Annotated in this window: 19 protein-coding genes; 6 read left to right on the forward strand and 13 right to left on the reverse strand. The window is 58.8% G+C overall.

What is annotated here, in order from left to right; translation table 11 throughout:
- Positions 1–17: 17 nt before the first annotated feature.
- The 3 genes from A4R35_RS09300 to A4R35_RS09310 all read right to left on the reverse strand — a co-directional run bounded on the left by A4R35_RS09300 (position 18) and on the right by A4R35_RS09310 (position 2,092).
- Positions 18–569, reverse strand: a complete 552-nt coding sequence (locus A4R35_RS09300) for a UbiA prenyltransferase family protein (RefSeq protein WP_112428689.1) — start codon at positions 567–569, stop codon at positions 18–20.
- A gap of 41 nt (positions 570–610) precedes the next feature.
- Positions 611–1,057, reverse strand: coding sequence for a UbiA family prenyltransferase (locus tag A4R35_RS09305; RefSeq protein WP_112428691.1), 447 nt, complete (start codon positions 1,055–1,057; stop codon positions 611–613).
- A gap of 348 nt (positions 1,058–1,405) precedes the next feature.
- Positions 1,406–2,092, reverse strand: a complete 687-nt coding sequence (locus A4R35_RS09310) for a Crp/Fnr family transcriptional regulator (RefSeq protein ID WP_112428693.1) — start codon at positions 2,090–2,092, stop codon at positions 1,406–1,408.
- A gap of 542 nt (positions 2,093–2,634) precedes the next feature.
- Between A4R35_RS09310 and A4R35_RS09315 the strand changes: the two genes are divergently transcribed.
- A complete protein-coding gene (locus tag A4R35_RS09315; protein WP_112428695.1) occupies positions 2,635–3,666 on the forward strand; it encodes a P-loop NTPase in 1,032 nt (343 codons plus the stop codon).
- A 337-nt stretch (positions 3,667–4,003) separates the two neighbouring features.
- On the opposite strand, the gene pheA is transcribed toward A4R35_RS09315, so the two are convergent.
- The 4 genes from pheA to A4R35_RS09335 all read right to left on the reverse strand — a co-directional run bounded on the left by pheA (position 4,004) and on the right by A4R35_RS09335 (position 7,095).
- Positions 4,004–4,960 carry a prephenate dehydratase gene (pheA, locus tag A4R35_RS09320; protein WP_112428697.1) on the reverse strand — a complete coding sequence of 319 codons (957 nt, stop codon included), beginning with the start codon at positions 4,958–4,960 and terminating at the stop codon, positions 4,004–4,006.
- 258 nt (positions 4,961–5,218) lie between these two features.
- Positions 5,219–5,599, reverse strand: a complete 381-nt coding sequence (locus A4R35_RS09325) for a DUF983 domain-containing protein (protein ID WP_112428699.1) — start codon at positions 5,597–5,599, stop codon at positions 5,219–5,221.
- Between the two features lie 228 nt (positions 5,600–5,827).
- Positions 5,828–6,019, reverse strand: coding sequence for a hypothetical protein (locus tag A4R35_RS09330; protein WP_112428701.1), 192 nt, complete (start codon positions 6,017–6,019; stop codon positions 5,828–5,830).
- A 245-nt stretch (positions 6,020–6,264) separates the two neighbouring features.
- Positions 6,265–7,095, reverse strand: a complete 831-nt coding sequence (locus tag A4R35_RS09335) for a cytidylate kinase-like family protein (protein ID WP_189361578.1) — start codon at positions 7,093–7,095, stop codon at positions 6,265–6,267.
- Positions 7,096–7,492: 397 nt separating this feature from the next.
- Between A4R35_RS09335 and A4R35_RS09340 the strand changes: the two genes are divergently transcribed.
- The 3 genes from A4R35_RS09340 (at position 7,493) to A4R35_RS09350 (ending at position 10,285) form a co-directional block, all read left to right on the forward strand.
- Positions 7,493–8,419, forward strand: coding sequence for a LysR family transcriptional regulator (locus A4R35_RS09340; protein WP_112428705.1), 927 nt, complete (start codon positions 7,493–7,495; stop codon positions 8,417–8,419).
- A 138-nt stretch (positions 8,420–8,557) separates the two neighbouring features.
- Positions 8,558–9,736 (forward strand): acyl-CoA dehydrogenase family protein, encoded by a 1,179-nt coding sequence (locus tag A4R35_RS09345; protein WP_223258267.1) that lies wholly within the window; start codon positions 8,558–8,560, stop codon positions 9,734–9,736.
- Positions 9,737–9,769: 33 nt separating this feature from the next.
- Positions 9,770–10,285, forward strand: coding sequence for a MaoC family dehydratase (locus A4R35_RS09350; protein WP_112428707.1), 516 nt, complete (start codon positions 9,770–9,772; stop codon positions 10,283–10,285).
- Between the two features lie 170 nt (positions 10,286–10,455).
- Here A4R35_RS09350 and A4R35_RS09355 read toward each other — a convergent pair whose 3' ends face one another.
- Together A4R35_RS09355 and A4R35_RS09360 are read right to left on the reverse strand one after the other, a co-directional pair.
- A complete protein-coding gene (locus A4R35_RS09355; RefSeq protein ID WP_189361579.1) occupies positions 10,456–11,364 on the reverse strand; it encodes an HpcH/HpaI aldolase/citrate lyase family protein in 909 nt (302 codons plus the stop codon).
- 421 nt (positions 11,365–11,785) lie between these two features.
- Positions 11,786–12,961, reverse strand: a complete 1,176-nt coding sequence (locus tag A4R35_RS09360; protein WP_112428709.1) for a protein kinase family protein — start codon at positions 12,959–12,961, stop codon at positions 11,786–11,788.
- A 592-nt stretch (positions 12,962–13,553) separates the two neighbouring features.
- On the opposite strand from A4R35_RS09360, the gene A4R35_RS09365 reads away from it, so the two are divergent.
- Together A4R35_RS09365 and mctP are read left to right on the forward strand one after the other, a co-directional pair.
- Positions 13,554–13,748, forward strand: coding sequence for a DUF3311 domain-containing protein (locus A4R35_RS09365; RefSeq protein WP_112428711.1), 195 nt, complete (start codon positions 13,554–13,556; stop codon positions 13,746–13,748).
- A gap of 105 nt (positions 13,749–13,853) precedes the next feature.
- Positions 13,854–15,440 (forward strand): monocarboxylate uptake permease MctP, encoded by a 1,587-nt coding sequence (mctP, locus tag A4R35_RS09370; protein ID WP_112428713.1) that lies wholly within the window; start codon positions 13,854–13,856, stop codon positions 15,438–15,440.
- 316 nt (positions 15,441–15,756) lie between these two features.
- Here the strand turns inward: mctP and A4R35_RS09375 are convergent, their stop codons facing one another.
- From A4R35_RS09375 to A4R35_RS09390, 4 genes are all read right to left on the reverse strand, one after another.
- Positions 15,757–16,302: a hypothetical protein gene (locus A4R35_RS09375; protein WP_112428715.1), complete on the reverse strand. Its 546-nt coding sequence runs from the start codon at positions 16,300–16,302 to the stop codon at positions 15,757–15,759.
- A complete protein-coding gene (locus tag A4R35_RS09380; RefSeq protein ID WP_112428717.1) occupies positions 16,302–16,850 on the reverse strand; it encodes a hypothetical protein in 549 nt (182 codons plus the stop codon). The genes A4R35_RS09375 and A4R35_RS09380 overlap by 1 nt, the downstream gene beginning before the upstream one ends.
- Positions 16,851–17,108: 258 nt before the next feature.
- Positions 17,109–18,371: a DUF1501 domain-containing protein gene (locus A4R35_RS09385; protein WP_112428719.1), complete on the reverse strand. Its 1,263-nt coding sequence runs from the start codon at positions 18,369–18,371 to the stop codon at positions 17,109–17,111.
- Positions 18,372–18,446: 75 nt separating this feature from the next.
- Complete coding sequence (locus A4R35_RS09390) at positions 18,447–20,021, reverse strand: DUF1800 domain-containing protein (protein WP_112428721.1); 1,575 nt, start codon at positions 20,019–20,021, stop codon at positions 18,447–18,449.
- Positions 20,022–20,217 lie beyond the last annotated feature (196 nt).

The raw sequence follows: 20,217 nt of genomic DNA on the forward strand, positions 1-20,217 counted from the left end.
CGATGATCCTCCACTTGCTAGGACGGGAGCACGTAAAGCACCACAAAGATTACTGCAGCACAGAGCCCGACTGCCGCCAGAGTGGGGCGATCACGCAACAGCACCTCCTCGGGGCTACCCCCTTCCATGCGCATATAGACCAGATAGAGATAGCGGAAAAGCCCATAGAGCACCAGGGGGATCGTGACCATGAGATGATGATCTCCCGTTGGACCCTGGAAGGTATAGAGGCTATAGGCCATGACCGTCCCAGCAGCCGTAATGGTGATCATCTGGTCCAGCAGGGGCAGACTGTATTCCTTGAGGATCTGCCGATGAGCACTGGCCTCGCCCTGCAACAATACAAGCTCATGCCGCCGCTTGTTGAGAGCCAGAAACAGCGAGAGCAGAATAGTTACTAGATAAAGCCAGGGAGAGATGACGACTGAGATGACTACAGCTCCTGCCAGAATACGTAGCAAGAAACCGCTTGCTATAATAAATACATCTAGCAATACGACGTGCTTGAGACGCACACTGTAGAGCACCATGAGGACCACGTAGGTTGTTAGCACAAGGGCGAAGAGCAAATCACCGCCACCAAGGGAGCTATAAGGGAGATGTTGGCCTCCTAGCGGAATGGCAAAAATAGCCAGTGTGAGCAGCGTCGCCCCCCCCCAACGAGGCTCCCCATGGCCACCCAGGCCCAGGAGATTGGTAGACGACCCGAGGCCAGGGGACGATTGCGTTTACGAGGATGACACCGGTCGCTCTCTAGATCAAGTAGATCATTCAACAAATAAATAAAGCTGGAGACAAGGCAGAACGCTATAAAGGCGAGCAGAGCATGGATCAGCGGAGTCACTTCCAAAAGACGCTTCGCAAAGAGAATGCCCACAAAGACAGCCAGATTCTTGGTCCACTGGCGCGGACGCAGGGCCTGCAGCAAGGCCCCAAGACGAGCCCAGAATGTCACCGTCCTCTTGGCCGCCACCTCCTCCACCCCGCCGCTGACCAATGTCGCGTTTTGCTCGACCGGCTGCGATTGTTCTCTTTGATCGGTCAACGCTTCGTTCAATGGTCAAACGCTCCCTTCGCTGCCTTTCAACTGCACAATCCTGCAGGGCGACTACCCTGACCTTTGTGTGAAGACGAGTAGTGGGGAAAGGGAGTAACAGACCTGGCAGGAAGTCCGCCTTCTATCTCAGCCCTGTCTCCTTGGCTCACCTGACTCAGCCTCTTCCCCCGCCTTTGTTGGTCTTCAGCCGGCAAGGAGACAAAATCTTCCTTGACTGCCCAGGCCGATCAGTCGGCCCCAGCAGCCAGGCCCAGACACGGACAGAACAGAAAGGAGGGAGATTAGACAAGACGAGATCTAACGAACTTTACGATAGGCACCGGCCAGCCAGCACTCTCTACTCGTCTGCTAATAAATGCGCTCTTTCAGTTCAGCTGGCCGCCGGAGCGTAATCCGATGATGACCAGTCGAGATATACCCCTTGGCGGAAAAATAGCCAAGCACCTTATTGACACTCTCGCGCGAAGCCCCAACCATCGCAGCCAGATCCTGCTGAGTAAGTCGAATGTCAATACGCACGCCGTTCTCGGTGGGCACCCCATGCAGCTCAGCCAGTTCGAGCAGCTTCTTGGCCACTCGCCCTGGCACATCAAGGAAGATGAGGTCCTCAATCATCCTATCGGTGTTGCGCAGGCGCCGCGAGAGTGACTCCAACATATGAATGGCAATCCGCGGATTCTTGAGGATGGCGCGGTGAAAGTCGTCGCGCTGCAGGGTATAGCACTCGACACGCTCCAGAGCCACCGCATCCGCCGAGCGCGGCAAGCCGTCCAGGAGGGCAAATTCTCCGAAATATTCGCCTTTCCCAAAGATGACCAGGGAGATCTCCTGGCCATCCGGGCTGTTGATCGCAATCTTGACTTTGCCCTCCTTGATAATGTACAGTACCTGCCCCGGATCATCGCGATGGAAGATAACTTCGCCGGGACGAAAGATTCGCTTCTTGGCGACCGCCATGAGCTCGCGGAGATCATCATCGGGAAGTTCAGCAAAGCTCGATACTTGCTTCAAATACAGTGTCTCATCCGTCGACATAGGTCATTCCTCTCCTGGTCATAGGTGGCGGGACAGGTAACGGTCGTACTCAAATGAGTAAGCAAGTAGTCGTGCGTTGTCGTGAGCGAGGGCACCAGACAGCTCAGCTCTATCAGCAAGCACCGGCACCAAGCGCCCGGCCCTTTCTTTGATCAGAGAACTCGTTCACCAACCAGGCTGCCAACGTACGCTCGACTGGAGCCTTCGCGGCCATGATAGCATACAGTCTTTGGGCGCGCAATGCCACAAGAAGGCTCTCTTCTCATGACTTCGTTTGCTTTTTTACTCCAGCTCCATCCCACCAGGGTACAGGCTCTGGCAGGGTACAACAGGCTCGGACGGGCTGAGGTCCTCCTCCCTCCGGGAGGAGAGCATAGCCAGAGCCAGCTTCCCTGTGCTATAATACTTAGTGCACAAGTCGGAATTAAGTGCGCGAGCCACTTTGCTCAACCGACATAGGCACAAAAGAGAAACACCAACGTCGACCTGTCCGCTCTCGGCTGACAGGGACGGGTCGGCGAGAGGACGGGGTATCAGCTGATATGGCGGAGCTTATTACTGCCGATATGGTTATTCATGATGTGGTAACCAAGCACCCGGAGACTGTGAAGGTCTTCCACGGGCACGGGTTGCCTTGCACGGCGTGCGCGGTCGGCTCCCGTGAGAGCATCGCTGGGGGAGCACGCACTCACCGTCTGCCTCCAGAGAAGCTGGACTTATTGCTCAAAGACCTTAACGCCGCTATCAAGGGCGAGCCAGTTTCGGTCGCGCCCAAAAAGGCGCCCGTTGGACGGGGCATTCCGCTGACAATGGCTTCTGGGAGCGGGCGCAAGATCAAGCATGTGATTGCCGTGATGAGCGGCAAAGGGGGTGTTGGCAAGTCGCTCGTCACCGGGCTGCTCGCGGTTTCTCTGCGGCGTCAGGGCTATCGAGTCGGCGTGCTCGATGCCGATATCACCGGGCCAAGTATGGCGCGCATGTTCGGCCTGAGCGCTAAACCGACGATGCTGCCCGATAACCGCATTCGTCCGGTCGAGAGTCGCGGTGGCATTAAGGTTATCTCGATGAACATGTTCCTGGGAGAGGAGAGCGACCCGGTAATCTGGCGCGGGCCAATGGTGGCCAAGGCGATCCAGCAATTCTACAGCGATGTCGAATGGGACCAGCTCGATTTCTTGCTGGTCGATTTGCCGCCCGGGACCTCCGATGCGCCGCTGACGGTGATGCAGGCCGTCGTCCCCGACGGCGTGGTCATCGTCTCCTCACCACAGCTGCTGGCGACAATGGTGGTCAAGAAGTGCATTAATATGGTGCGCCACCTGAAGGGCACCATCATCGGCGTGGTTGAAAATATGGCCTACTTCGAAACTCCCTCGGGCGAGCGCTACGAGATCTTCGGCCCCAGTCAGGGTGCCGAGCTGGTCGCTATCACCGGAGCCCCGCTGCTTGCCCAACTGCCGATTGATCCCCAGGTCGCCGCTCTTTGCGATGCAGGACGCGTTGAAGAGTACGAATCGTCGGCCTACCAGTTGCTGGCGGAGAACTTCCTGAATACGCTGAAGATCAAGCGCTAAGTCTTCACCCGTTGCTTCTTCTGCCGCGCTGGTCGCCTTCAAGCGGTCGGCTGGCGAGCCATGTCTCCCCTGCTCGCTCACGACAACCTTTCCGCTAAGCCGTTGCGTTGGTTCTCAAGAGCCGGGGAGGGGAATACGTGAGAGGAAGGGGCACGGAGCTGGAGCACTCTGAAGCAGAGTGGGGCACAGCGGGACACTGAGGCGAGGAAAACTCAGCAAGAATACGCTGCGCTGTGCCCCGCCAGGCTCTCTGCACTGCCGTCTATCTTGCTCTCTTCTGGCTCTGGTCTGGCTCTGGCATGGCCCTCTTTCTTGCCAGGCCTCCAGCGTGAGTCGACTAAATGCGGCGTGGGAAGGAGCCGAGGACTTTGCAAAAGGTAGTATACTGCGCCAGATCGGCCAGGGCACTGCGCACGGCTGGATCGTCGCGGTGCCCCTCGAAGTCGAGATAGAAGACATACTCCCAGACGCGCTGGCGCGAGGGACGCGATTCCAGCTTGAGCAGGTTGATGCCCCGTTCAGCCAGCACGCCCAGACAGCGATAGAGCGCCCCAGGCTGATGCGGCGTCGCCATGACAATCATTGTCTTGGCCGGGCCTTCACGTCGTGGCGCCGGATCACGCCCCAGAGCGATGAAGCGCGTGTGGTTATCCTTGATGGTTTGGATGCCTTCGGCTAGAATCTGCAGGCCATATAGCTCTGCTGCCGCTGCTCCAGCAACAGCAGCCACTCCACGCAGATTCTGCTCACGAATCATTTTAGCGCTACCAGCAGTATCATAGCTCGCAACAACCTCCACCCCCAGCTCGCGCAGAAAGGCCTCGCTCTGGGCCAGAGCCTGCGGATGGGAGATCACACGCTTGATATCGCTGAGCTGCTGCCCGGGTAAACAAAGCAGGCAGTGGTTCACCGGCAGGCTGATCTCACCAATGATAAAGAGATCGTACTGACGCAGCAGATCATAGACCTCATTGATACTGCCAGCCTGCGAATTTTCTACCGGCACCAGGCCATAGTCGACCGCGCCAGCGGCAACGGCGTGAAAGACGTCCGCAAAACTGCGATAGGGCTGCGGCTCGCTGACAGGGCCAAAGTAGGCCCGCACCGCTTCATCGCCAAAGGCACCTCGCTCTCCCTGAAAAGCCACACGAATGGTGAGGCCCCCGTTCTCCCTGGCGTCAGTCGTGGCTGGCCCCTCCTGCCCTTCCCTGGCGACCGAGGCCGTTCGCGCGGCGGGAGGAGCCGGCTCCTCCAACGGCGGACGATCCTGCTCATGCTCTAGCGATTGTACCATCAAAGATACCTTACTCCTCACCTGTATAGTTGCTCTCGATTGTCCCAATTCTTGTTTCCACTGTCAAGAGGAAAGATTGACACTGGCAGAGACAGATCAGCATCAAGCGAGGCAAGGACGCCGGGCCAGGCGGTCAGATAGCTCCCATCGGCATGGAGCAAGGTAGAACCACCCTCGGCCAGGGCACCAGACGGTCTCTGCACCTGCTCCCTACTACCGCCCCCTCCTACCACCGTTGGCACTGGCACTGGCGTTCCTCTACTCAGGGAAAAAGATGCGCTCGTTGGTTACTGGATGAAGGAGATGGTCAAAGGCCATCCAGAAGCTTTTCGTGTGCCGATAGAAGATGAGGGGGAAGATGATAGGCATCGTCATGCCCCAGATGAGCAGGGGAATGAAGGGGACACTGGTGTTGACCGCCAGTGGGAGAGTGATCGCGGTAATGAGCAGTTCACTCAGCACCAGGTTAACAGCCATAGCTCCGGTATAGTAGCCAGGCTCACGCTCGTACTCGAAATTGCAGGCAGGACAGCGCTCATAGGTCTTAAACAGCCCACAGTAGAGCCTACCCTCACCACAAACCGGGCAGCGCAGCAACAAGGCCCGGAAGAATAACACACGTGCACGTTTCCATGTCATTGGCTCAACACCCTCTCAGGCGAAGACACATACTCAGCGCCGTCGCTACGTCGCGCCACCGTCCCAGAGCAAAGAAGGCCAAAACCGCTTGCCTGAGCTGGGCGGGCGGGGGCGCTGGCGGGCCATATCTAGCAGGGCCAAAGTAGCTCAAGCCCTACTTGCCTGTGAGCACCTCCTTGAGCACTCCCGGCCTGCTCGCTCTGAGTACGCTCCCCGCCGATAACGCTCCTACTGCTGGATGCTATAGTGACTCTTGTGATAGTATACCATGCCCTTGCCGATCACCTTCACCGGCTGCAGCTCCTTCAGCATGATCGGCTCACCGCACTTCGCACAAATGCGGCTGGTCAGATGATTGACCTCTTCACGATTGGCTAGCGATGCGCGCGCTGTCTTGGACAGCTCACCCTTACGTGGCATAAGCGCTACCCCCTTTCATCTGATGAAGAACAGGTTTTGCTCTATAGGCAGTCATAGCTTGTGGTTCGCACAACGCTCCCTCCCCAGGCGGAAGCGCCTTCCTGCCATCTGTCAGGCTCGCTCCGCCATACCACCGCCGCCCGCAGGCAGGCAGACTGATTGCTCCACGGCACAGAAGAAAAAGACCTGTGACCTGCCTGCTTTCGCTACAGTATATCACAGGGCAGCGCCGGCTGTCCAATCGCTCACTGCTGAGGGGAGGACAGGTCGGCCTCTGGACCGCGGCTGACAGCCGAGAGGGCTTGACAGATAAGGTCAGCGGCTTGCTCGAAGGAGAAGAGGCCTGTATTGATCAGCAAGTGGTAGAGGCCTGGCTGCTGGCCGTCGCTCCCATAGTAGCGGCGCAGGTAAGCAGCATACTCATAGTCACGTTGCTCGATTAGCTCCCGCGCCCGGCGCTGATCAATATGAAGCGTACTCATGACGCGAGCGATGCGCTGGGTCAGCGGGGCAAACACAGCAACATGGAGCGTGCGTGGAGTGTCTTGCAGCAAAAACTGGGAGCCACGGCCCACGATGACGACGTTTCCCTGTGTGGCCATTTCCAAAATGACTTTCTGAGTCAGGTGCAGATAGGCCACCTCATCATACTGCTGCAGGGGACGACTGGCCTGGCCAAGCAGACCAGCATAGTTGAGGGTGAATGGCTGGCTGGCACGCACGGCCTCAAGGATCTGAGCAGCGACACCTGCGGTATATTCATCGAGGCGCCTGGCTTCGCGGACATCCACGCCCAGGCGACGGGCCACCTCAGTAATAATCTGGCGATCCAGATAACGCAGCCCCATACGGCGGGCCACCAGGCGCCCTACTTCGCTGCCACCACTGCCAAGCTGACGGGCGATGGTGATCACCACTGTCCCCTGGGGAGGATTCCCGGACGGCAGCTCCTCGCTCCAAACTTGTCCCTCTAGCGGGCGCGTCAGACTCCCCCTCCTTTCGAGGCTGACAGAGCGCTCCTCGCCCACTTCCTCTACAGCCCGCTCGCGAACCTGCTCCTCGTTCTCACTGTTCATACTCTGGCTCCTTGACTTACTCTGGCCACTCCCACTGACTGGTTGGCCATCGCTCCCGCGTATCCGCTCGCCGGTCAGCAGGCACTGATCCATACCCAAGCAGAACTGCTCGCTGCTCCTCTGCAGCCTTCCTCTCCCTCATGGTATACTGAGGGCAGTGCCAGACGCAAGGTCAAATCAAGTCCGGGTCCGCCCCGCCCTGGGGCCTTCTCCGCGACAGCCTGCCAGGTGCTCTCTTCAAGAGCGCGCTGCCGTTCTTCGCTGGCTTGTCGAGGCTAGCCCGTTTCTTCTAAGATAATAAATATAAATAGATGACAAAGAGCAAGCATCTGGGCCACTGTGCTTTCTACGTCTGACGCATATACTGTCGATTCCCATTCCCTTGCCAGGAGACCCCATGCGCACGCTCAATCTGCATCAGCTTGCAACGTTCCAGGTGGTCGCCAAACACTGTAGCTTTGTCCGTGCCGCTGAAGAACTCCATTTTAGCCAGCCCGCTGTCTCCGCACAGATTCGCCAGCTCGAGGAGAGTCTGGGCGTTAAGCTCTTCGACCAGATCGGGCGCAAGACCCATCTAACGCAGGCCGGCGAGGAGCTATATCTCTACAGCCAGAAGATTTTCTCAGTTATCGAGGAGGCCCTGGAGGTCATCGAGTCGCTGCGCAGCCCCCACTATGGACGGCTCAGCGTGGCCGCCGATACTACCGTCGGCTCCTATGTTATCCCGCGCCTGCTCGGCAAGTTTCACCAGATGTATCCCGAGGTCGAGATTACCTTGAATGTGCTCAATCGGGCCGCGGTAGTGGACGCTCTGGCCAACAACCGTATCGATATTGCGGTGGTTGGACGAGTTCCCGACGATATTCCGGTAGTTATCGAGCCTTTTGCCTTTAACGAGCTGGTGCTGGTGGCCGCACCGACACATCGCCTTGCGGGACACAGTAAGGTCCCATTCGAGGAGGTGACACGCGAGACCTTTCTGCTGCGCGAGGTCGGTTCGGGCACGCGCGCAGCGCTGGAGGGCCTTTTCCAGGAGGCCGGGGTGCCACTGAAGGTGGCTATGCAGGTGGGCAATAACAGCGCTATTAAGCAGGGCGTGGCCGCCGGCCTGGGAATTGCCCTGATCTCACGGGTCGCCATCGATATGGAGCTGGAGACAGGGCGCCTGGTTATTCTCGATGTCGAGGGCTTTCCAATCATTCGCCAGTGGCGAATCGTGCATTTGAAGGATAAAAATCTCTCTGCCACAGCGCGAGCTTTTAAGCTTTTTCTCTTACAACACGCTGATAAGCGGCTCCGCAAGCAAGAACCCCCGCGCTCCTAGCGCCGACGCCGGCTACTGCTACCGTCCATCTGGCCGGCTTGTCACCGTCCCCCAGAGAGCACGGGCTCTGGCTCGGCTGCCAGGCGGAGCCACTCTATTGGGCGAGACTGTCGTGCAGCAAGCAAAGGAGGCTCATCAATGGAGATGCCATCACACGCCGATGAGGAGCGGCGTCTGCTGGTCGCCGAGATCAGACGCTTTGTGGAGCGCGCCGTACTCCCAGCTGCTCAGCAGCTGGAACATGAGGACCGTTATCCGAGCGAGCTGGTCGAAGAGCTGCGCCACCTCGGTCTTTTCGCCGCCACTATCCCCGAGAGCTATGGTGGTCTGGGGCTGGACTTGCTGACCTATGTCCAGCTCATCGAGGAGCTGGCCCGCGGCTGGATGAGTCTGGCCGGCATAGTCAATACGCACATCCTGGTCGCTGCTTTGATTACTCAGTACGGTACAGCAGAGCAACGTCAGCGCTTTCTGCCAGTGATGGCCGAGGGCCGACGTCGAGGCGCTCTCTGTCTCTCAGAGGCCGAGGCTGGTAGCGATGTGCAGGCCATTCGTATGACAGCGCTGCGCGATGGCGAATCTTACCTACTCAATGGGGCCAAACTCTGGGTGACAAACGGAGTTCACGCCAGGATTCTGGCAGTGCTGGCGCGCACTGATCCCCAGGCTCAGCCACCCTACCGCGGCATGAGCCTCTTTCTGGTCGAGAAGGAGACACCGGGCCTCCACGTGGGCCGCACCTTTGCGAAGTTAGGCTACAAGGGAGTGGATACGGCTGAGCTGGTCTTTGAGGAGGTGCGCGTACCAGCGGCTAATCTGCTTGGTGGCGTCGAGGGCCAGGGCTTCAAGCAGGCCATGAGCGGTCTGGAGATCGGACGGCTCAATGTGGCCGCTCGCGCTGTGGGCCTGGCTCGCGCCGCCTTTGAAGATGCCATCCGCTATGCTCAGCAACGTCGCACCTTCGGTCAGCCGATCGCTGAACATCAGGCCATCCAGCTTAAGCTCGCCGATATGTACACGGAGATCGAGGCCGCCCGGCTGCTGCTCCATGAGGCAGCCCGCAAGAAGGACGCCGGCGGGCGCTGCGATCTCGAAACCGGGATGGCGAAGCTCTTCGCCACCGAGATGTGCCAGCGAGTGACGTTGGAAGCGCTGCGCATCCACGGCGGCTTTGGCTACGTCAAGGAGTTCAACGTCGAGCGCTATTATCGCGATGCTCCTTTTATGCTGATCGGCGAGGGAACGAGCGAGATCCAGCGGCTGATTATCGCCCGCCAGCTCCTTCAGCGGTACGCGCTTGACGAGCAACCGTCTTAGCTAGCTAGCTTGCTTGGAGAAGGAGAGAAGACCATGTCGTTCGGTCGCTGCTATGAAGATTTCGCAGTTGGGGATGTCTATAAGCATTGGCCGGGGCGCACAATCACCGAGTACGACGATATGCTGTTTTGCATGTTGACGATGAATCATAATCCCCTGCATATCGATGCCAATTATGCCGCGCACACGCAGCATAAGCAACGCCTGGTCGTGGGGGCCCTGGTCTTTAGCATTGTGCTCGGCATGTCGGTGCCCGATGTGAGTGGGAAAGCCATCGCTAATCTGGAATTTGAGGAGGTCAAGCATCTGGCCCCGACCTTTCACGGCGATACGATTTATGCCGAGTCGCGCGTACTCGATAAGCGGCTCTCGAGCAGTAAGCCGGACCGCGGCATTGTGACCGTCGAGACAGTAGCCTACAACCAGCGTGGGGAAAAGGTTCTGTCGTACCGGAGGCGCGTGCTGGTACCTACGCGCGCCCTGGATGAGGAGCTGCAACGCCAGATCCGCACCCGGATCGAGCACGGGCGCGACGGAACCAGTGTCTAGGCCGATCCGCCAGTCTCTGGCAGGCGGCCAGACTGATCAGGAGAGCAGAGGAGCGGAGGCAGACAGGCAGGCGTCGGCTCACCCTTCCCAGGTCCTTCTCCAGACGGTTGTCACGCTGGCTATCTTGCTTGCTGGCCTGGCCCGCCAGGCCGCGCCTGCCATTGGGCGGATTAGATGCTCAGCAGATCGGCGCGGGCAATGAGCTGCCGCGCGTTGCGAATAACGGCCACGTCGATCATGCGGCCTTCGACTTCGATAGCACCCTGCCCGTGGCGCTGGGCTTCTTCGTAGAGAGCCACCAGCCGACGCGCCTGGGCCACTTGCTCAGGCGCGGGCGCGAAGACCTCGTTGGCAATGGGAATCTGCTCAGGATGAATAGCCCACTTGCCGCTGAAGCCCAATACGCTGGCCCGGAGGCACTCGCGTCGGTAGCCATCGAGATTGCGAATATCGATGTAGGGGCCGTCAATGGCCTCGATGCCCGCTGCCCGTGCCGCCACGACAATTTTGTTGCGTGCATAGTGCCAGAGGTCACCAGGGTAGGCATCCAGATCGTTGCCGATGTACTTGAGATCGATGCCCTGGGAAGCCGCATAGTCGGCAGGGCCAAAGATGAGGGCCTCCAGACGTTTACTGGCCCGGGCGATCTTTTCAACATTGATCAGGGCTTCGGTCTCCTCAATCAAAACCTCCAGTCCAATGGGCTTTGCCAGCTTGCAACGCTTCTCGATCTGGGTCAGCAAGCGATCAACCCACCAGACATCACGCGCCCGCTTGACTTTAGGGACAATCAGGATGTCAAGGTGTTCCCCCGCCTCTTCGACGAGCGCCACAATGTCACGATAGGCATATTCGCTTTCAAGATCGTTGATGCGCACCGCACGGGTCTTGTTTCCCCAGTCCAGTGAGCGCAGGGCTTCAATGGCCTGCCCCCGCGCTTTCTCTTTCTCGGCGGGGGAAACGGAATCCTCTAGATCCAGCATGACAAGATCGGCCTGACTGGCTGCCGCCTTTTGCAGCATGCGCACATTGCTGGCCGGCGTCGACAGTTCGCTGCGTCTCAGGCGCACCATGCTCATGATCGCTGTATCCTCTCCTTTGCTCATCTGCTGTGGAGAAGCAGTCGGCGCTACTAGGGCGAGACCAGAGCCTTTCTGATCTCTCCTCTATCATACCATTCTTTCCCCATCACTCTGGGTCAGAGCCTGACATTTCGGCAGACAAGCAGCCTCTCAGAGGTCCTGCTGTGCTGCTGGTCAGTCTGATCAGCCCTACGAATGGCGAGAAGGAGCGGCAACCAGGGCTGGCAGTGAGGAGCAGATCCCGGGAGCAAGGAGAGGCGACAGACCAGGCTAGAGGGAGCCGGGAAGAGCGACAAGACCCCTCCACTCCGAAGAAAGACAGTGGCCATCATGGCCAGCACTTGCCTGGCCAGTACGCTGATGGTCCTGAGCAGAGCCGGGCACATGGGAGATCAGGAGCCAGGCGGCAGCATGTTGACTAGACAAGGCCATCAGCTCCGATGCAGCGCCGCAGGAAGGCAGAGAGCTTGCTTAAGCAACGGGCCAGGATGCCTGGCCGATAGCGCAAGATCCCCAGGCGGCGCAGATCCAGGGCCTCCAGCTCTTCTACCAGGGCAAAGGCTGAGGGATAGCGCTGCTCAGGGTCCAGGGCCAAAGCCCGTAAGAGGATATCCTCTATGGCGAGCGGGAGATGAACATTCAGCAAATGCGGAGGCACCAGCGCCAGACCCTCGGGCACGGGCAATGGCTCCAGGGGATCAGGAACTTCAGCCCCCATCTCTTCGCAATCGAGGATCTCAGCTAACTGGCGATGAGTCGCGGTAATGGGAGCGTAGTGGGTGCAAAGCAGGTAGAGGAGCGCCCCCAGCGAATAAACATCGGAGCGCTCATCACACTGGCCTGAAAAGACCTCGGGGGCCACGAATGGGTTGGCCGCCGAGGGCGCAGGCAACGGAAAGAGCTGGCGGTAATGCTCGACCGCTAGCTGCGGTGTGCCTACAGTCGCTTGCCAGAAGACCGGTGGCGGCGGCCAGGAGACGAGCAGCGTCGGCGACCAGGGGGCTCGCCCCTCAGCGTCGATCAGCACGGTGGCGGGATCGAGGTCCCCCAGGACACAGCCAAGGCGATGCAGGCGCGCCACCAGACGGGCGAGCTGAATACTCCAGGAGAGCGCAATTTCCAGATCAAGCCAGGCCGGCCAGTGCCCATCGGCCAGCAGCAGGTCAGCCAGGGTCATGACCTCCAGTTCACGTGCCTGCCGCAAACCAATCAGCTGCTGGACCAGATAGTGCCGATCCCCTTCTACCCGCAGTCGATCCCCTGCCTCGGGCAGACGCGGTGAGGCCAGCAGCGTGAAGGAGGCAAATTCTTCATAGGCCGCACGTTCGATCTGCATGCGCTCACGAGCACTCAGTCCACCAAGCAACAGCTCGCGCACCGCTACCAGCGGCTCCGGCTCCTCACTGTACTGGATGCGCTCCCTCCTGCCCGAGAGACGCCTGGCAAGGTAGAGATGGACACGCGGACGCTCATGCAGCAGGCGGATCAGACGATAGCGCCCGCCGAGGATGATCGAGCCTTCCGGCAGCGCCGCCCCCCGCAGCTCCCGCTCCTCCACATCCCACGCGCTCTCTTTCGTCTGCGCTTCGTTCATGAGCTGACAATCTGCCTTTCTTCTTTTTATATCCTTTTTATTACATATGACGTATATCCAGGAAGAGCTTAACAGATTGGCATACCATCTAGTAGTGCTACCTTTATATTATTATACTTCTGCACCGGCGGGGAATGCTCCCTGTTGCTCCAATCATACCAGTCTGCTTTGGCCTGGGAGAGAAGTGAGGGAAGGACATAAGACACGGTTGTCCGAATGACTAGTTTCAAGGGCGGGTTGACTTTTCGACCTTTATTGCGTACGATTATAGCATACCAGTCAGCACTGCGCGTGTCGGTTGCCGGGTCCAGCAACAGTACAGACTGAGAGACACGCCAATTCAGCCTAATCGGGCCTGCCGCGTGCAAGGGCGCACGCAGGGATGGTCTCGGCAAAGGGCCAACAGCGAGCGAGCAAACGAGCCAGCCGGTGAGGTGGAGATTCCTTGATCCATTGCCTCATGCCTGTGCGCTGGCTTTTGCTATCGTGCGATACCGGGCCGGGCCGGGCCGACCATACCAGGTTTTTCCATCCAACCGTCTCCCAACGTGCCGCGGGGATCGTACCACCTGTTTCAAAGGAGTGACAGCTTATGGTTACCCGTACCGAGAAGAGACGCTGGCCTCTTCTCCTGCTCATCATCCCCTTTATTGCTACCCTGCTGCCCTTTCTCTACAACTCCTATCAGCCGGAGTTCATCGGCATCCCATTTTTCTACTGGTACCAGCTGCTCTGGACCATTCTCGGCGCGCTGGTCACTGCCATTGTTTACTGGTTGAAAGCCTGAGCCAGCAAAGCAAGCGGCCCTGAGAACAGCGTTGTTCGAGCATCTGCGCAACGGATTGCCGCATTGCACCGTGATGCAATGCCTGCCGAGAAAGGAAAGACTGCAATGGTCAATGTCGTTGCTTTAAGCGTCTTCATTGTATTTTTCATTCTTGTCACCGTGCTGGGCTTCGTCGCCGCTCGCTGGCGCCGCGGTGATCTAAGCCTGTTGAATGAGTGGGGGCTAGCGGGTCGACGCTTTGGCACCGTGATCACCTGGTTCCTGCTGGGCGGCGACCTCTATACAGCCTACACCTTCGTTGCTGTGCCGGGCCTGATGTTCAACAGCGGGGCAACCGGCTTCTTTGCTGTTCCCTACACGATTATAGCTTATCCCCTCGTCTATTTGCTGATGCCACGCTTCTGGAGCGTCGCCAGGAAGCACGGCTACATCACTGCTTCGGACTTTGTCCGCGACCGTTTCGGGAGCAGCACCCTCGCTCTGGTGGTCGCCTTCACCGGCATCCTGGCAACGATGCCCTACATCGCCCTCCAGATGTTCGGTATCGAGGTCTCGATCGCTCAGATGGGTGTTCCGGTTGAGGCCGCTTTGATTATCGCTTTCCTCATTCTGGCTGCCTACACCTATACCAGTGGCTTGCGCGCGCCTGCGATGATCGCTCTGGTCAAAGATCTGATGATCTTTACGGTGATGATTGCGGCGATCATCGTGATCCCGATCAAGCTGGGCGGCTTCGGCAATATCTTTGCCGCGGCCCATACGAAGCATCTGAACGCCATTGCTCAAGGCACGACCTTCCGCGATCTGCTGACCACACCCCAGGCCCAGATGGCTTACGCGACGCTGGCCCTCGGTTCGGCTCTGGCCCTCTTCCTCTATCCGCACGCGATGACAGGCGTGCTCAGCAGTAGCAGTCGCCAGGTAGTGAAGCGCAATGCGGCGTTGCTGCCCCTCTATTCGCTGATGCTGGGCTTGCTGGCTCTGCTCGGCTATATGGCCATTGCCGCCGGCACGGGAGTCACGAGCCAGCCTGCTTTCCACAGCTATAAGGCCAATGGGGCCGTGCCTTCACTCATGAGCTGGGCTTTCCCCGATTGGTTTGCGGGCTTCGCTTTCGCCGCTATCTCAATCGGCGCTTTGGTCCCCGCTGCAGTGATGTCGATCGCCGCGGCCAACCTCTTTACGCGCAATATCTATAAGGAGTACTTCCGCCCGAATTGCTCGGACCGCGAGGAGTCGGCGGTGGCGAAGGTGGTCTCGCTGGTGGTGAAGTTCGGTGCCCTGCTCTTTATCCTGCTGGTGCCAGCTACCAATATTATCAACTTCCAGCTCCTGGGCGGTGTCTGGATTATTCAGACGCTGCCTCCGGTCTTCCTGGGTCTCTATACCAACTGGATGCACCGCTGGGCAATGATCATCGGCTGGGTCGGCGGGATGGTGACCGGCACCTGGATGGCGGTGGCCAATAACTTCGCCTCCTCGGTCTTTACGATCTCTCTCGGCAACGTGAAGATCGCTGCCTACATCGCGGTCTATTCGCTACTGGTCAATCTGGTCTTGACGCTGATCTTGACGCCAGTCTTCCGCGCTCTGGGCGTTCCTTCGGGGAAGGACAATACGCAACCCAGCGACTACGAGGAGGAAGGGCTGGCCGCCCTGCCCAAAGAGCCGCTGATGGAGGAACTGGCCTGAGTCCTGTTCTGTTTCCGTTGGTGGGGTCTGGCTTGCTCTCTCGTTCGCTACCCGCCCGGCACGCGCAGGCTGAGAACGCCGGCCCCGCTTAGGTCCAACGGAAGGAAGGAGACGAAGGCTCGCTTGAAGCTTTGGGACCAACGAAGAGAGACGAGCATCCTCCTTTCACCCACCACCACTCATGAGGGTGAGGGATGCTCGTCTCTCTTTGCCTTGACAGGGCCGTTGGCCCTCAAGCCCCTTAGATTGGGCCACTATGCCCAGGCTCCTCCCTCTTCACCGACTCTCCACCTGGCCGGGCCAGGTCCCTTCCTTTTCAGTCGTCTTCCGTTGGCACGCTGACCTGCTCGACACGCTGTAGCACGTCTTGCAAAGCCTGGAGCCGGGGCGAGCGAGCGATCAGGCTCTCCCTCCCCTGGAGGGACCTGGCGCGGCTCGCTTCGCACTCTAGTAGCTCGCTAAGGGCCAGATAGTACTCGACCAGCACACGCTGGCCGCTAACATGATCAACTGTTTCTTCTAAGAGGGCCGCTGCTTCAGTGTAGGCCCAGAGCTGAGCGTTGGCATCCTCCAGGTCCTGCTGGGCCTGGCACTGTAGATGCGCTTGCTGCTCTAGCTGGCGCCGGCGCAGACGCGACTCCCCTTCCTGAGCCAGGGCCAGTTCTTGCAGGCGCAGAGCCGCCTCGCCCGCGGCCAGTTTTGCTTCTTCCTGCCGACGCGCCAGCCAGGCTCTGACGGCGTGTAGTCGCACAAGGAAGCTGGCTCCCTCTGGCAAACGTAGCTCATCTGAGGCGAGTAGCTCGTCGCTGCCTCGCTCCTCTTGCTCCTGTTCCTGGTCTTCGTATTCGTCTGAGAAATGCATCAGGAGAAGAGCACCTGCGCTTTCTTGCCGAGATGCAGTGAAAGCGTGGAGAGATCGAGTTGCTGATTGACAGGGAAGTCAAGGTAGCCCGTTTGCTTCTGACCCGGCAGGATCACAGGAGGAATGGAAATCAGCTGGGGGGCTATCTGGGTGCCGTTGGGCAGCACCAGGCGGGCCAGGGCCTGGTAGTCGATCCCTACTGGCGATTCACCGGGATTTTGAACGTCCAGATAGACCCGGATGACATAGTTGCTCTGGTGCTTTTGATCATCAGAGTAGCTGCCTGCCTCGCCAACCCGAGTCACGGTCAGGTTCACCCCGCTAAAGGAGAAGGACCGATTCAACTCGATGGAAGCCACTGGATTGTTCTGTGCCGGTGTGGGGGTTAGCGCCGTTAGCGCATCGCTGCCATTGCCACCAGCCCGCGGTAAGTGGCTGTAGGCCATGAGACCAACCAGGACGATCAGCATCACAAGCACCACAATGCCCAGTGTGATCCACAGCTCACGCCGCTGTGGATACCCCTCTTCCTTGAAATCATCAGACATCTTGACGATGGTACTCCTGACTGCGAGAGTTAGATCAACCGGTTCATATTATAGCAAAGATCCGGCAGGCAGGTCAGACAGCCACGATGCAGCTAGCGAGCGGCAAGATGAGGCCATTCCCCCACTCCTGGTCACCTGACGAGCCGCCAGGATGCCAGGAGTGGCAGGAGACCTCTATGAGTGGAGCGGCTGGCCACTCATCCGTCGGAAAAGCAGCCAGCTGCAAACAGAATAACACCTGATGGGTCAGGGTCAGGATCAGGAAGCCGCGAGGAAATTCTGAGTGCCAAAAGAGCCTCCCAACACATCGCGCGCCGAGGCTCCCATCCAGCGCTCTAAGACGGTAGCATAGACTGAGCGGAAGTCAACTGTGTATTTTAGATTCCCATTATCGTCAAGATTCGTCAGTGAGGGTGGTTCTCCAAAAATGCCACGATTGACAGCGCTGCCAATAATGAACATCGGTGCCGCTGTTCCATGATCAGTGCCCAGGCCGCCATTTTCCTCGACACGCCGCCCAAACTCGGACCAGGTCATGACCACCACCTGATCAGCCTTGCCGTGCAAAGCGAGATCTGTGTAGAAGGCATAGAGGCCATCGGCAAGCGTTTTGACAAGTTGAGCATGGGTCTCCTCCTGGTTGGCATGGGTATCAAAGCCGCCCAGGGTAATGTAGCCAACGCGCAGGCCCAGATCGTTCACGATGACTTCCGCCAGAATCTTGAGTCCCTCGGCAAATGGACCCTGGGGATAGGTCACGGCAGGCTTGTAGCTGTTGGCCACTTGATGCAGGCGTTGGGCACTCTGCTGGGCATCGAGGGCAGTAGCCTCCAGAAGCGCGGCATAAGGGGCGGTACGCGGATAGGAATTGTAGAGCTTGAGCAGGGCCTGCAGGCGCGAGGCTCCACCATCGTGATCGGCTGGGTCAACGCTGAGGCGATAGGAGTTGAGGCTGGAGAGCGTTGGAACCTGGGTGGTAAGTGAGGAGAGAGCGAGTGCGGTCTGGCTGCCGATCTCCAGCGCTTTAAAGGGGTGACCTTCCTGGTCGACCAGCCCAGCCACGAGCTTGCCCAGCCAGCCCTCGCGTCCGTTGCCGCTGAGATCGAGGGTCTGCCAGATGTCCATCGCCTGGAAGTGCGAGAGGCTTTGATTGGGATAGCCAACTCCCTCGACGACGGCCAGGTGGCCAGCATCCCAGAGCTTTTTGAAGCCCGCCATTTCAGGATGTAAGCCCAGTCGCTGATCAAGCGGGAGTACCTGAGCCTCCTTGATGGCCAGTGTGGGACGCATCTGGTAATAGTGAGTGTCTGTATAGGGAATGACGGTGTTGAGGCCATCGTTGCCGCCGGCCAGCTGAACGACGATCAGGGTGCGCTCGCTAGCCGCCTGGGCCAGGCGCACCCCTTCGCGGGCCTGCGCGCGCGCCGAAAGCAGAGCACGACTGAAGACAGAGGGCATGACCATGCCGGCGCTCACGACGAGCATACCATCTTTGATCAGTGCACGACGAGAAAGGGCCATTGTTCTTCCTCCCGTTTCAAGCAGGTCCCCAGCAGGCCATAACCGCAGCCCTGTTGGGCATCTGCTTCCTCCAATCTAGTTAAGCTGATACTCTGGCGAGGCCAGGAGCAGATAGAGCGCGCCCCTTACACGGCTGAGCGGGTAGGACTTACCATTGGCAAAGGTTACGCTCTCCTGCCGCCCTGTCGCTGGCATAGTGAGATAGCTGACAAGCTGGTCCCGTCGATCGCCGGCTAGCTGCCCATCAAGCAGGAAAGCCGCAAAGTAGTCTACAAAAGCTTCGGGCGAGGCGATACGGTTTTTCTCGATCAGAGATTGCAGATTGAGTGGATGGACAACGCCACGTCCCAGGCCACGTCGCAGGAGGAGATCGACGTAATTGAGGCGCGTCATCCATGTGCCACTATTGAGCCAGAAAGCGCTGACCTTGTCGCCAGGCCAGCCACCAACGTTGGGGGGATCAAAGAGGGTCTGACCCATGAGCGTGGTGAACTGCGGCAGGAGACTGCCATCGTCCTGGAGGCCCAAAGCTCGATAGGCGCCAACAGCGAATTCAACTGGCGACTTGAGTCGGCTGCGATAGGCCTTCGCCGAGGCGAACTGCGGCGAAAGCAGGAGAGCCCGCATGACCGCCCCAATATTATGGTTGCTCTGCTGATAAGCCGTGACGAGCGGCTGGAGGTCTTCCTCACTCGGGTTCTCGTAGACAAAGAAGCTAAAGAGCTTGCGCGCCAGAAACCAGGGGGCAGCGGGATGATTGGCCAGGATCCTGATGACGTCTCGATAATCAAGGTTACCGCTATGCCCCAGAAAATGCTTGATGCGGTCGCTGTGAGTGGCAGGATTGTAATAAGAGGAGAAGCCCCGAACATGCCAGCCGCTGAGGGCCGCCGCGCCTTCGGTGACGTCTTGTTGAGTGTAGTGACCTAACCCGATGGTGAATAGCTCCATCAGCTCGCGGGCATAGTTCTCATTGGGGATGTTGCGCGTGCTCTTGGTGAGGTCGAGATAGAAGAGCATAGCCGGATCTCTGGTGATCCCCAGCAGAATGCTATCAAAGGTATCAAAGGCGTGTTCGCGTAAAAACTGGTTCTGGATGATCATGCGCCGATAGAAGCGCGGACCACCGACTTTGCGAAAGCTGCTGGTAAGCACCCCATGCCAGAAGAGGGTCATTTTTTCCAGCAGCGGACGCTGCGTCCAGGCCATGCGCAGAAGCCACCAGCGCTGCTGATCCTGCGGGCGATCGAGATTGAGTTTGAGAGCCGCCAGACGCTGTTCCATCTCATCGTCGGGCACTTGCTGGTAGTTCAGCAAACGATCGACCGCAGCGGAGAAGCCCAGATTGCGATAGAGTGCTAGCTCCTCGGGTCCAGCGCCAAAACCTGCACGCCTCAGCAAGTGACCGATGAGCTGCTGGTCAGCCTGGGCACCGGTTGAGTGGCTATGCTGCCAGAACTGTTCCAGGGTGACGCCTCCAACCACTAGCCCCGCTGCACCCAGGCCGATCCCCGCCAGTCCAAGGAGACGGCGCCGGGGCAGCCGTGCCGAGGCTGGTGCTGCGTTTGCGGCAGATGTCGTCGGCTGTGGCTCGCTCTGTTCGGCAGAAGGGGGCCAGTGCGGTTCTTCATAGCTTGCTGCTTCTTCCATAAGCCAGGTCGCTCCCGTGCGTACTCTGCAAAAACAGGCAGGATGTTTTCCGGGTTATACCAGTCATGCTAGCAGAGAAAGCTCAAGATGTCCTCAAGAAGAGCTATATGTTTGCTGAAGATGGCTCCCGACAGGAATCTGGCCCGGTCCGTCACCGCGCGAAACTATCAATCGTTCAAGAAAGTTGGAAGCTGTG

This window comes from Thermogemmatispora tikiterensis (assembly GCF_003268475.1).
GTDB classification, from domain to species: domain Bacteria; phylum Chloroflexota; class Ktedonobacteria; order Ktedonobacterales; family Ktedonobacteraceae; genus Thermogemmatispora; species Thermogemmatispora tikiterensis.